This is a genomic window from Acetobacterium wieringae, assembly GCF_001766835.1.
GTDB lineage: Bacteria > Bacillota > Clostridia > Eubacteriales > Eubacteriaceae > Acetobacterium > Acetobacterium wieringae.
This window is the reverse complement of sequence record NZ_LKEU01000017.1, coordinates 31,917-45,725: the sequence shown is the minus strand read 5'-3', so window position 1 is coordinate 45,725 and position 13,809 is coordinate 31,917. Positions and strand designations below refer to the sequence as shown.

The window sequence follows — 13,809 nt, the reverse complement described above, 5'->3', positions numbered from 1 at the left end:
AAGTGCTCGCAGCGCTGTTGATCCAACTGATCGTTGCCGCAAAAAAAGGGCGTCTCAAAAGACGCCCTCATCAGTTATATAAATTTTTCATAAATTGCGTCCAGGTTGGGATTGGACAAAGTTTCCATGACATAGTCGGCATACTCTGAACCCGTGGCGCCTGTTTCCCGTCCGGTGAGCACCAGTTTTTTCTCGTACAGTCCGCAAATGTCCAAAGCTTTTTGAAGCTGCTCAGCTTTTTCATTGTAACCAATATGCACCAGCAACATCCCGGCGGCCCGAATAATGCTACAGGGATCGGCATATTGCCCCCGACCCTCTTCCACCATTCGTGGCGCTGATCCATGAATCGCTTCGAACATGGCATATTGTTTGCCGATATTGGCTGATCCAGCCGTACCGACACCACCCTGAAACTCAGCCGCTTCATCAGTTAAGATATCACCATAGAGGTTTGGTAAAACCATCACCTTAAACTGACTACGTCGTTTTTCATCCACCAGTTTGGCGGTCATGATATCGATGTACCAGTCATCCATTTCAACAGTGGGATAGTTTTTGGCAATCGCTTTAGCCGTATCTAAAAATTTACCATCGGTGGTTTTGATAACGTTGGCTTTCGTCACTACGGTCACTTTATTTTTACCGGATTTTTCCGCAAAATCAAAGGCGGCCTTGATGATTCGCTCTGAACCTTCCTGGGTCGTGACGGTGAAATCAATGGCAAGATCATCATTGACATGGATGCCCTTGCTGCCAACAGCATAAGCTCCTTCAGTGTTTTCCCGATAGAAGGTCCAGTCAATATTCTTTTCCGGTACCGATACGGGTCGAACGTTGGCAAATAAATCCAATTCTCGACGCATCGCCACGTTGGCACTTTCGATATTTGGCCAGGGGTCACCCTCCCGGGGGGTAGTTGTTGGTCCTTTTAAGATTACATCACAGGTTTTGAGTTCTGCTAAAACCTCATCCGGAATCGCTTTGCCGCAGACGGCCCGATTTTCAATGGTCAAACCGTCGATGATTTTAAAGACAATTCTGCCCGTTTTAACGTCATCGGCCAATAAAAATTCCAATACCCGTTGGGCTTCAGCTGTAATAAATGGCCCAATGCCATCACCACCGACAACACCGATGATAATCTGTTCTTTTGTTGTAAAATCAGTAAAATCCTTTTGAATCGCCATTTTTTCGATGCGGGTCAGTTGTTCTTTAATCAGCTCTCCAAAATGGGCTTTTGCTCGTTCAATTTGTTCTTCGATCAAGTTCTATCCTCCGTCAAATCAATTTATTAGGGTCATATATCATTCTTAAGGCACTATCTATTGCCTTAAGCTTTGGACATCATACTTTTAAGCCGTTTGATGGGCTGGGTGTTTTTAAAAACCAGTTCATGAGTAGCCACAAATTTATCCACTGCCGTCACAACCCAGCTGCCTAAATTTGCTGGTGGAACAGGCGTCAGTGGAAACATGTGCTTGACGATCATGTCGGCCTGACGTTCATCAATATCAAAATATTTTTCGGCATTTTCCAGGGCTGTTTTAGGATGCGAAAAGCCATGCATCTCTTTGATTCGATCCAAGCCCTTTCCGGTTTTCACCTTTCCCTGCCAGGACTCCAGAAAAAAATCATGGAGGGTTGCGCCCCGGGCAATGGAGGCATAATCCATACCTAAAAATCTGGCTACGCGATAGGAGTAATATCCAACTGCGACTGAATGTTCATACAAACCATTGCCATGGTGATCAATTTCTCTTAATTTTTGGAATTCACTGTGTGTTATAATATCGCCAACAATGGTTTCAAACTCATCATAATACTTTTTTGTTTCCATTGAGACCTTTCATTTGCTCTTATTTATTCAGCAATGCTGAACAGATGCTTCGAATATTATAGCATAATACCTTTATTTTTAGTTAAAATTATCGGAGATGTTCTTTAAAAAAACAAAAAAAGATACGGTTCTTCTTAAAATCATGGTAAACTGATTAAAAAGAACAGGAAGGATCAATCATGAAGATAAAAAACATACTCATCGGAACCAGTGTTATTTTGGCCACCAGCGTGGCGCTTTATCACGCCGGTGTGATAAAAAAGGCCAAAACATTTGAAGACAGTCTGGATAAGAGTCCCAAATCGCTGGATGAAGCCGTTCTCTATGGCGGAAAAATGAAAGATTACCAAAAGCAAATGATGCAGGACATAAAAATCGGCGCCTTCTTTGGGGGCATGCAGCTTGATTTTTCAGAGGTGATCACCGAAAAAGATGCGTATCGCATGGATATCAACATCGTTAATGGTGGCCTAAACATCATTGTTCCTGACAACTTCCGGCTAAAAATTGTTGATACCTGTAAATTTGGCGGAATTGCCGATCACACGGTTTGTATCGATCCCGATCATTCAGTGGCCCTCTCGGTTTTTGCCGACATTACCTGTGGTGGTCTGAATTTTGAAAATCCTTCAGAATAATCATCGCCTGCGATAAACACTTAAAAAAACTGAAATCCAGCCTAAGCTGATTTCAGTTTTTCTTTAACAAGATCTTCAAATTCAAACACATTCATGGGCTTGGCATAGAAAAATCCCTGAGCAATGTCGCACCCCTTCTCTTTAAGAAACTCCACCTGTTCCCGGGTTTCCACCCCTTCAGCCACGGTAATCAGATCCAGATCCTTGGCCATGTTCAACATACTGGTAATGATCTTCTCTCCCCGGGCATTATCCGTCGATTCGCTGAAAAAAGCCTTGTCCAATTTTAAAATATCCGCTGGTAGGTTTTTTAAGGTGTTGAGAGATGAATAGGCCCGACCAAAATCATCAATGGAAATATGAAATCCAAAATCTTTTAAATGATTCATAATCTCAACCATCTGGACATCATTATTAAAAATCGTACCTTCGGTCAGCTCAATTTCGATCATTTTAGGATCGATCTGATAACGATTGGTAATAGCCAGCAATTCTTCCGGTAACAGCATATTTTCCAGATGAAGCCGGGAAAAATTAACCGAAATAATCATATTGGTCAGTTGATCCATTTCTTTTTGCCATTTGGCCAGTAGCTTGCACACCGCTTCAAACATATAGGTATCAATTTTTTTGACAAACCCATTTTTTTCAAACAAGGGAATAAATTCATTGGGTGGCAGCATCCCCCGCTCGGGATCATTCCAGCGCACCAGCGCCTCGGCACCAATAATCTGTTCGTCCGAAAACAGATATTTGGGCTGAAGATAAACTTCAAATTCGCCACTTGCCAATGCTTTTTCCATTCTGTTTTCAATTTCATTTTCAAGAATCAGTGCAACCCGCATGGACTCTTCATAAAATGCATAGCTAATCTGGGAATTATCTTTGATCGACCGTTTCGCCATATTGGCACGATCACTAAGCGCATTGATATCCAACTCCGTTTCGCCAATCAGATAGATACCCATAGAGATGCTGACGATAAATTTCTGAGAGTAACTATTGATTTTGCGAATTAAATTTTCCAGCCTCTGAGAAAACTCTCCATAGCCCTCATAGTTCATTAAAATACAAAAATTATCGGTGGCCATTCGGGCAAAAAGCTCTTCTTCATTGAGATACTTTTCTAATATTTTTGCGATAGCAGTGAGGATTTCATTACCGGTCTGGTGCCCGTATAAGTCATTGATGGCCTTAAACTTATCGATATCAAAGATAACCATCGCATAATCATGGCTATTATCTGTGTCCAGGATTCGTTCACATTCTTTTTTAAACGTGATCCAGTTGGGGCAACCCGTTAAAAAATCAAAATCCTGGAGCTGTTTAAGCCGCTGGATTTCTTTTTTAAAGGTACCGATGGCAAGATTACTGCTTAAACTGATCACAAAGAGACCCATAAACGCCAGACCATAGAGAAGCGTCCCCAGAATTATCTCGTAAGACTCCTGTGTTAAAGCCACAAAATTAATGAAGCCCATCATCATGACCAAAAAAAACAACGCAAAGCTGAGGATTAAAAACTTTTTTTCGTCATATTTCTTCACCATTACCTCCTAAATCGTTAAATCTATTTGAGTAACTGGCTGACTTAAGAAAGTCCCTTTAGCTTTGCGTCACTATTTCACAACAGTTTTGCCCTGTAATTCAGTATTTTTTATGCCGAAGAACCATATTTTTTGGCGTTTTTTCAGGAACGTTAATCGACAATTTGTATTATTTTTTTTAATATTGTATCACAATTGTAACGATCTGTCGTGTGCTAAATATTCAATTTTTCATTCTTTCGTTGCCACTATCGCAAAGAATAGCCGATTCTTTTGTGGACGCTGTGATTGTCTATAGCCGTTCTTCCAATTCGGCAGTCAGATCTTCATAACCAGGCTTATGCAGCAAGGCAAACATATTCTTTTTATAGGCTTCCACTCCGGGCTGATCAAAAGGATTAACCCCCAGTAAATAACCATTTAAGCCACAGGCTTTTTCGAAAAAATAAATCAGTTTGCCAATATGGAAGGCATCCAGTTTTTTAAGTCGGATGATCCCATTGGGGACTCCGCCATCAACATGAGCCAGCAGGGTGCCCATAAAGGCTTTTTCATTGACGGCATCGATTTCCCAGCCGGTGAGGTAGTTAAGTCCTTCCAGATTCTTTTCGTCCCGGAAAACTTTGAGATCCGATTGATCTTCTTCGATGACAATTACGGTTTCAAAATGGTTTTTGGGACCATCCTGAATCATCTGCCCCAGCGAATGGAGATCGGTGGAAAAATGCGCCGAAGCCGGAAAAAGACCCTTGCCATCTTTGCCGTCACTTTCGCCAAATAATTGTTTCCACCACTCCGCCAGATACTCCAGCGAGGGATCATAATCCACTAAAATCTCAATATTCTTGCTGCGGCTGTAAAGGACATTCCGATATAATGCATATTGGAAACAGGGGTTTTTTTCAAACTCCGGTTTGTTATACTCCTCATAGCCAGATTTTCCGCCGTCCATCAGCGCATCAATATCAATCCCCGCTGCTGCAATGGGCAGCAAACCGACGGCGGTATAAACGGAGTAACGACCGCCAATATCATCGGGAATCACGAAGGTTTCGTAGCCTTCTTCATCAGCCATAAACTTTAAGGCTCCCCGGGCGGCATCCGTTGTCACAAAGATCCGCTCCTGTGCCCCCGCTTTGCCATACTTATCTTCCAAAAACTGTTTGAAAAACCGAAAGGCGATGGCCGGTTCCGTGGTTGTCCCGGATTTCGAAATAACATTGACACAGACATCCTGATCCGCAAGCAGTGCCAGCAACTTTTCCAGATATTTTCCACTGATATTCTGACCGGCAAAATATATTTTAGGGGCTTTTCGTACTGCTCGGGGTTCTTCATTGTAAAAAGGGCTGGTCAGGGCTGTAATGACTGCTTTTGCGCCTAAATAGGAACCACCGATACCAATCACCACCAACGCATCGCAACGCTCTTTAATTTTTTCGGCAGCCTCTTTAATCCGGACAAATTCATCCTGATCATATTTGATCGGATAGTCCACCCAGCCCAGAAAATCATTGCCCACCCCAGTTTTATTGTTCAAGTCATCATTGGCTTGAGCCAACTGTTGATAGCGGCTTTCAAACTCACTGGAATCTATATTTGCATAAGAGAGATCGAAACGAATACTCATAATTCTTACCTTCTTTCTTAACTATTAACATATTTTCATTTTACACCATCAGCGATTGGAGTGTCAATTAATGTTCATCTACCAACCTGAAAGAAAGTTGAAATGCAACGGATCTTTGAGCCAATTCCCGCATAACAGATGACTTTTGTGATTTGATATGATAAAATGGGCAAAACCAAGAAAAGAAGAGGTGTAAAATGGAAACGCGAGTACTGGGACAAACCGGATTAGAAGTATCCCTTATTGGCTTTGGTGGCATTCCAATCCAACGCTGTAACCAATGGGAAGTTGACGAAATTGTTGAAAACCTTATTGAAGAAGGCGTTAATTTTATTGACACTGCCAGAGCTTACACCAACAGTGAAGAAATGATCGGGGAAGCATTGAAACAATGGGGTCGGGAACATTTTTACCTGGCTACAAAAACCCCAAAACTCAGCTATGATGAGGTAATGGCTGATGTTAAAACCAGTCTGGCCGAGTTACAAACCGATACCATCGATTTGTATCAGTTCCATAATGCCAAAACGATGACCGATTATGAAACTATTATGAGCCCCGGGGGTGGATATGATGCGCTGGTCGACTGTAAAAAACAGGGGCTGATTAAACATATCGGCATTACCTCCCACTCTTATGAAGTTCTCGATCGTGCTCTGGATGAGGATAAATTTGAGACCATTCAGTTTCCTTATAATATTGTCGAAAACCGTGGAGCACCGCTCTTTGAAAAAGCCAAATCAAAAAATGTCGGGGTCATTATTATGAAACCACTGGCTGGCGGCGCTTTTATCCACGCTAATTACGCCCTGCGCTGGGTAGCTGAAAATCCCAATATTTCAGTATTGATACCCGGTATGGATTCAGTCAAACAGGTTCTAAAAAATACCCGAGTCGGCAACGATTTTGTGCCGCTGACCGATGACGAACGAGAAACCCTTGAAGCCGATGCCAAGGCACTGGGAAAAACCTTCTGTCGCCGTTGCGGTTATTGCGCCCCCTGTCCCCAGGGCATTGACATCCCAATGCAGTTTATTGTTGAAGGTTATTACCGCCGCTACGATCTTGAGGAATGGGCCCTGGATCGTTATCGCAGCTTTGTTGCCAATGCGTCAGACTGTATCCAGTGCGGCGAATGCGAACCCCGGTGTCCCTATGATCTGCCCATCCGGGATATGCTCAAAAAAACCCGAGACCTGTTTGACCCGCTGCTCTAGTGTCTCCATCCCGCAACGCTGTTAAAAAGGCCACAATCCCCCAACTGGTGAGATTGTGACCTTTTTTATTTTCATATATTTTGCTTTCTTAGTCACACAGGTATAAGCGACCCAAGGCATCGGCTGCCATAATCGCAGCGTATACGGTGTCGGCATCGACATCAAAAGGCATATTATGAATCGTTTCGGCAGGATCTGCCGCTGCAACTGCCACTGCCATGATTTTTTCCGGGGTTGGTTCGGTGCACCCGAGTTCACCCAGCGTAATTGGCAAGCCAACAGATAAACAGAAATCAATCACTTCTTCAATATCTTCCATGGAGCGGTTTTCCATCACCAATTGAACCAGGGTTCCGAAGGCAACTTTTTCACCATGATACATATGGTGGCACTCCGGTAATACGGTTAAACCGTTATGTATGGCATGACAAGCAGCCAGGCCGCCACTTTCAAACCCAACCCCGCTGAGGTAGGTATTGGCTTCAATAACATTTTCCACCGCCGGAGTACAGCTTGCTGCTTCAACCGCCAGCTTTGCTTTTAAGCCGTCTTCAATTAAAATATCATAGCATAATTTTGCCAAAGCCAGTGCCGATTTGGTCGGATGTGCGCCTGACATGGTGGTTCCGTTGGAATCCACGGTGGCCTGGGCTTCAAAATAGGTAGCCAATGCGTCTCCCATCCCAGCGACAAAAAGTCGGGCTGGAGCCGCTTTGATGATGTCAGTATCCATCACGACAATCTCAGGGTTTTTAGGTAGAACCAGATATTCATCAAACACGCCGTCTTCAGTATAAATAACGGATAAAGCTGAACAGGGCGCATCAGTGGAAGCAATGGATGGTGCAATCACGACTGGCAGTTTTTCATAATGGGCTGTCGCTTTGGCTGTATCCAGGGTTTTTCCGCCACCAATACCAACAACCACATCACAACCTTGGGCTTTGACGATTTCCTGGAGACGGGCAATTTCAACGTTTGAACACTCACCGTTAAACTTTTCGGGTGTGAATTTAATTCCCGCTGCTTCGAAACTGGCTTTCAATTCCTCCGCTTTGGTTCGCATCATGGTTCCGCTCATTAAAACAAGCGCAGATGTTCCAAATTTTCCAACATGTTCCGGCAATTTACCAACTTCTCCGGCACCTTGAACATAACGGCTGGGAGACATAATAATCTTTTGCATTTTCTACCTCCGAAAATTTTTTTCGTTATTATTATATCAAATAATTCCAGCTATGAATTCGTTATCATCTAAAAAAAACAGGCCAGCGCTGATACTATTTCTGGTCTGATTTTATTTTTTTAACCGGTTCTTAATGCAATTGGTAATTTTTTGTTTCCAGCTATAACTATTTCAATCAAGCATCCTGCACCAAAAAAAGACCAACCAACCCGAAGCGGGTCAGTTGATCTCTTTTACTTTAGGCCATATAGAATTCCCCGTTGGGATCGACATCGATGGTAATAGCCTGACCTTCGTGGACATTGCCCTTGATAATTTCTTTACCAACCATGGTTTCGATGTGTTTTTGCAGGTAGCGTTTCAGCGGTCGGGCCCCATAGGCCGGGTCAAAACCCATGTCGATAACGGCATCGATCGCTTCCTTAGTCAGCGTAACCGTGATGCGGCGTTCTTCCAGTCGTTTTTGCAAATCGTTTAAAAGCAGGGTGACAATCTGGCTGATCGCTTTCTTGTTGAGTGGTTTGTAAAGCACAATTTCATCAATTCGATTTAAAAACTCCGGTCGGAAATAGCTCTTTAATAATTCCATCACAGCCGCCTCTGTTTCTTCGGTAATTTCACCAGACGTATTGATCCCTTCCAGTAAATATTCCGAACCGATGTTGGAGGTCATGATGATGATGGTGTTTTTAAAATCGACGGTGCGCCCCTGGGAATCAGTAATCCGGCCATCATCGAGGATCTGTAGCAGGATATTAAAAACATCTTTATGGGCTTTTTCAATCTCATCCAGCAAAATTACACTATAGGGTTTGCGACGAACTGCTTCGGTGAGCTGTCCACCTTCTTCATAACCAACATATCCCGGAGGTGCCCCGATTAGGCGGGATACCGAAAATTTTTCCATGTACTCACTCATGTCAATCCGGATCATATTTTCTTCGCTGTCAAAGAGGGTGGCGGCAACCGCCTTGGCCAGCTCGGTTTTCCCGACCCCGGTGGGGCCCAGAAACAGAAAGCTGCCAATCGGGCTGTTGGGGTTTTTAATCCCGGCCCGGGAACGGATAATGGCATCAACCACTTTCAGGATTGGTTCTTCCTGACCAATAACCCGTTGTTTTAAGGTATCTTCCAAAGCCAGTAGTTTTTCCCGCTCGCCTGAGACCAGCTTACTAAGGGGGATATTGGTCCAATCGGAGATGATTTCAGCGATTTCTTCCTCGGTAACTTTTTCACGCTTGAGACTGTCTTCATCGCCTTTTTCATCAGCTTTTCGTTTGATCTCCTCAATTTTAGCGGCTTTTTCGGGAATTAAGCCATATTCCAATTCGGAGGCTTTGCGGTAGTCCCCTTCGCGAATGGCTTTTTCCCGCTCGTAGGTGAGCTGATTGAGTTCTTCCTGGAGGGCTTTTAGCGTATCGGCTGACTGCTTTTCGTTTTCCCATTGCATACTCATGGTGTTAAAGCGCTCTTTATATTCCACCAGTTCTTTTTGGAGTCGTTCCAGCCGTTCTTTGCTGAGTGTATCTTTTTCTTTTTTGAGGGCCACTTCTTCAATTTCCAACTGCATCATTTTGCGGCGCACCTCGTCCATTTCCTCCGGCATGGAGTCCATTTCGGTGCGGATCTTGGCGCAGGCTTCATCAATCAGATCGATGGCTTTATCCGGTAAAAATCGATCCGAGATATAGCGGTTGGACAGGGTGGCGGCGGCCACCAAAGCGGTGTCGAGAATCTGAACGCCATGGTAACGTTCGTAGGTATCTTTTAAACCTCTAAGAATTGAAATAGTGTCTTCGACGGTTGGTTCATCCACCAGAACTGGTTGGAAGCGGCGTTCCAGCGCCGGATCTTTCTCAATATACTGACGGTATTCGTCCAGGGTGGTGGCCCCAATACAATGGAGTTCCCCCCGGGCCAGCATTGGCTTTAGCATATTGCCAGCATCCATGGCGCCTTCAGTTTTACCGGCACCAACAATATTATGAAGCTCGTCAATAAACAGGACGATTTCGCCGTTGCTGTCGACCACCTCTTTTAAAACCGCTTTAAGCCGTTCTTCAAATTCACCGCGGTATTTGGCTCCGGCCACTAGAGCCCCCAGATCCAGGGCAATAATTCGTTTGTCTTTGAGACCTTCCGGTACATCGCCAGCAACGATTCGCATCGCCAGACCTTCGACGATAGCGGTTTTACCAACCCCCGGTTCCCCAATCAATACCGGATTGTTCTTGGTTTTACGGCTTAAGATCCGAATCGCATGGCGAATTTCAGCATCCCGGCCAATAACCGGATCAAGTTTGTTATCAATGGCATCCTGTACCAGATCGTGCCCATATTGGCTGAGGGCTTCATAGGTAACCTCAGGATGATCGTTAACCACCCGCTGGCCGCCTCGTACTTCTTTTAGAATATTTTCGACTTCTTTCTTGGTAATGCCATAACGTTCCAGTATTTCCACAGCCTTGGATTTTTTACCGATACTGTATAGCGCCAGTAGGATACACTCCACAGAAATATACTGGTCATCGAGTTTTTTGGCTTCTTTGTACGATTCGTTTAAGACCTTATCGGTGTCACTGCTGATGTAGACCTTTCCCTGTTCCCGACCGGGGCCGGAAACACTGGGCATTTTGCCGATTTCCCGACGCAGTTCTTCGGCAATGGTGTGGGAATTCTTACCCAGCCGGTCAAAGATCCGTCCGACCACTCCGTTTTCCTGAGTGATCAACCCCATCAGCAGATGTTCCGGCTCGATTTCCATGTGGTTGTATTCTCCGGCGATCAGTTCTGCCGTTTTGATTGCTTCTAATGATTTTTGGGTGAATAAATTCATATCCATAATTGTACCTCTTTTTTATTGGTTATTTTTTTTATAATCTTCACGATATATGTTCTCCAGAAGATTGGTGAGATCCTTAACCCCGGCTTCATCAACCTTCGAAAAATAGACGTTCATCGCCCGGTCGATCATTTTTAGATAACGGGTCAGGTTATCAGTGACTGTTTCAATATCCTGGGTCAACTCCGCCTCATCCTCAAACGCCCGAATAAACTTATGATTTGTCAAATTTTCTACTAAATCCCGATGATCTCCCTGCTGCGCTTTTTCAATGTCAGCAATCAGCTTGAAAAACTCGTCAAAATGATCATTTAAATTTTCAGATTTGGTTCGGGAGCTGATTTTCAGTACTGCATACTTGCCCCGCTTACTGCTGATAAATTCATAACTGTAACGAACCTTGGGGCGATACTTATATTTCAGACTTTTGCCGAATTGGATACTGGAGTTTTTATTAATTTGGCTCACTGACAGGGTATCACTGAAGTTTTCATCCAGCTGTTCCAGGATTTTCTGGATTTTTTGTTCCGGGGTCACCAGTCCGATTTTTTCGGCCAGGATATCATTGATCAGTTGGGAGCGGTTGGTATTATTTTCATAGGCGATTTGATCTATCTTCTCAACTATTTCATCGAATAGCATTAAACTGTATACACTTTTTATCATATCATCACTCATTTTAAATAAATTATAGTATTATAAATTTAATTCGTCAATCTATTTATGTATTTCAGATTACATTTTTTTGTTTTGCTCAGCTTTATTTAAGTTTATTTCTATTACTGCATACCCAATTATTTTACCCTTAACCTCAGCCCCAACCCAAAAAGAACCTGAATGCCGTCTGGCATTCAGGTTCTTTTTTTACGGAAAGATTATTTTTTATTAGATTAGGAATAATGGAGCAAATACTAATGATACGATGGTCATCAATTTGATTAAGATATTGATCGATGGTCCTGAAGTATCTTTAAACGGATCACCTACGGTATCGCCAACAACAGCGGCTTTATGAGCATCACTGCCTTTTCCACCATGAGCGCCGCCTTCGATGAATTTCTTGGCATTATCCCAAGCGCCACCGGCATTCGCCATAAAGATAGCCATTAATACCCCGGTAACCAATGCACCGGCTAATAAACCGCCTAAAGCGTCCGCACCCAGGATCAGACCCATTGCCAAAGGAGCAGCCACTGCCATTAAACCTGGTACGATCATTTGTTTTAAGGCTGCAGCAGTTGAAATATCAACGCATCTGGCATAATCCGGTTTTTCAGTACCAGCCATAATGCCCGGGAATTCCCGGAACTGACGACGCACTTCTTCGATCATTTCGTTGGCAGCAGAACCAACCGCTTCCATGGTTAAGGCTGAGAACAAAAATGGCAGCATCCCACCGATAAACATCCCGATGATAACATTGGGGTTTAAGATATCAATGCTCTCTAAACCAACGGTTTGAGCATAGGATGCAAACAGCGCCAAGGCTGTCAGAGCAGCTGAACCAATGGCAAAACCTTTACCGATGGCGGCAGTCGTGTTACCAACGGCATCAAGTTTGTCGGTGATCTGTCGCACTTCTTTAGGCATTTCGGCCATTTCGGCAATCCCACCGGCATTATCGGCAATGGGGCCATACGCATCAACAGCAATGGTCATGCCGCAAGTAGAAAGCATTCCGACTGCTGCTAACGCAATCCCAAACAGACCTGCAGCAGTATAAGCAACGAAAATACCAACGGCCATCGCTAAGATCGGGAACATGGTGGATTTCATCCCCACTGACAGACCACTGATAATGGTAGTAGCTGGACCGGTTTCTGATTGCTGGGCAATGTGTTGTACCGGTTTATAATGATCCGAAGTATAATACTCAGTTAATTTACCTATAACAATCCCGACCACTAAGCCAGCAACGATCGCAATAAATGATTTGTCATACTCAGTTCCTTGTGTAAAATAATTCGACAGGAAGTAAGACGCAATCACCACCAGAATCCCACTGACATAGGTTCCCATGTCCAGGGCACGCTGCGGGTTCGAACCTTCTTTACCGCGAACAAAGAAAGAACCAATAATTGAAGCAAAAATACCAACGGCGGCTAACAGCATTGGGAATAAGATCCCATCATAACCATCAAGTGCTAACGCACCTAAAGTGATGGCCGAGATAATTGAACCGACATATGATTCAAATAAATCTGATCCCATCCCAGCGACGTCACCAACGTTGTCACCGACGTTATCAGCGATAACTGCCGGGTTACGCGGGTCATCTTCCGGAATACCAGCTTCAACCTTACCAACTAGATCCGCACCAACGTCAGCTGCTTTGGTATAGATACCACCGCCAACACGACCGAATAATGCAATTGAAGAAGCACCCAGACCAAAACCGGTTACAATAGTAACATCGCCAAATAGTAAGTAGAGTGCACTAACACCCAGAAGGCCCAGACCAACTACACACATACCCATAACCGCACCACCGGAAAAAGCCACTGAAAGGGCTTTATTCATCCCGCTGGTTTTAGCAGCATTGGCAGTTCTGACATTGGCTTTAGTGGCTACCTGCATTCCGAAGAATCCGGCCAGGATTGAAAAAATAGCCCCAACCAGGAAACAGACTGCAGTCATAATCCCCAAACCAGGTGTAACGGTTAAAATAATAAATAAGACAGCGATAAAAATTGCGATCATTTTATATTCACGTTTTAAAAATGCCATCGCACCTTCGTGGATATAACCAGCGATCTCTTTCATTCTGTCTGTACCGGCGTCAACTGCAGTTACGCGTTTTGCAAAAATAAGCGCAACAAGCAACGCCACGACTCCAATGGCTGGAGCCAGAAACAATAATTCCATTCTCAATTTCCCCCTGTAAGTTTTTGCATCCCTCTAATTCAGAT

Annotated in this window: 10 protein-coding genes and 1 riboswitch; of the genes, 2 read left to right on the top strand and 8 right to left on the bottom strand. The window is 44.0% G+C overall.

Annotated features, from left to right (window positions below):
* Positions 1-74: 74 nt before the first annotated feature.
* Positions 75-1,268 carry an isocitrate/isopropylmalate family dehydrogenase gene (locus ACWI_RS04140; RefSeq protein WP_070370169.1) on the bottom strand — a complete coding sequence of 398 codons (1,194 nt, stop codon included), beginning with the start codon at positions 1,266-1,268 and terminating at the stop codon, positions 75-77.
* A 65-nt stretch (positions 1,269-1,333) separates the two neighbouring features.
* Positions 1,334-1,840: an HD domain-containing protein gene (locus ACWI_RS04135; protein WP_070370168.1), complete on the bottom strand. Its 507-nt coding sequence runs from the start codon at positions 1,838-1,840 to the stop codon at positions 1,334-1,336.
* A 179-nt stretch (positions 1,841-2,019) separates the two neighbouring features.
* Between ACWI_RS04135 and ACWI_RS04130 the strand changes: the two genes are divergently transcribed.
* Positions 2,020-2,478 carry a LiaF domain-containing protein gene (locus ACWI_RS04130; protein ID WP_070370167.1) on the top strand — a complete coding sequence of 153 codons (459 nt, stop codon included), beginning with the start codon at positions 2,020-2,022 and terminating at the stop codon, positions 2,476-2,478.
* A 41-nt stretch (positions 2,479-2,519) separates the two neighbouring features.
* Here ACWI_RS04130 and ACWI_RS04125 read toward each other — a convergent pair whose 3' ends face one another.
* On the bottom strand, positions 2,520-4,028 hold the full coding sequence (locus tag ACWI_RS04125) for a putative bifunctional diguanylate cyclase/phosphodiesterase (protein ID WP_070370166.1): 1,509 nt from the start codon (positions 4,026-4,028) through the stop codon (positions 2,520-2,522).
* 24 nt (positions 4,029-4,052) lie between these two features.
* Positions 4,053-4,128: riboswitch (cyclic di-GMP riboswitch) on the bottom strand.
* Positions 4,129-4,317: 189 nt separating this feature from the next.
* Entirely contained in the window at positions 4,318-5,655 is a 1,338-nt protein-coding gene (locus ACWI_RS04120; RefSeq protein WP_070370165.1) for a glucose-6-phosphate isomerase, read from the bottom strand.
* A gap of 197 nt (positions 5,656-5,852) precedes the next feature.
* Between ACWI_RS04120 and ACWI_RS04115 the strand changes: the two genes are divergently transcribed.
* Positions 5,853-6,872 (top strand): aldo/keto reductase, encoded by a 1,020-nt coding sequence (locus ACWI_RS04115; RefSeq protein WP_070370164.1) that lies wholly within the window; start codon positions 5,853-5,855, stop codon positions 6,870-6,872.
* Between the two features lie 88 nt (positions 6,873-6,960).
* Here ACWI_RS04115 and ACWI_RS04110 read toward each other — a convergent pair whose 3' ends face one another.
* The 4 genes from ACWI_RS04110 to ACWI_RS04095 form a co-directional block, all read right to left on the bottom strand.
* The gene (locus tag ACWI_RS04110; protein WP_070370163.1) at positions 6,961-8,058 is read right to left on the bottom strand and encodes a glycerol dehydrogenase; all 1,098 of its coding nucleotides are present in this window, start codon (positions 8,056-8,058) and stop codon (positions 6,961-6,963) included.
* Positions 8,059-8,296: 238 nt separating this feature from the next.
* A complete protein-coding gene (clpB, locus tag ACWI_RS04105) occupies positions 8,297-10,900 on the bottom strand; it encodes an ATP-dependent chaperone ClpB (protein ID WP_070370162.1) in 2,604 nt (867 codons plus the stop codon).
* Between the two features lie 15 nt (positions 10,901-10,915).
* Positions 10,916-11,566 (bottom strand): hypothetical protein, encoded by a 651-nt coding sequence (locus ACWI_RS04100; protein ID WP_070370161.1) that lies wholly within the window; start codon positions 11,564-11,566, stop codon positions 10,916-10,918.
* A gap of 219 nt (positions 11,567-11,785) precedes the next feature.
* The gene (locus tag ACWI_RS04095) at positions 11,786-13,765 is read right to left on the bottom strand and encodes a sodium-translocating pyrophosphatase (RefSeq protein ID WP_070370160.1); all 1,980 of its coding nucleotides are present in this window, start codon (positions 13,763-13,765) and stop codon (positions 11,786-11,788) included.
* Positions 13,766-13,809: the final 44 nt, after the last annotated feature.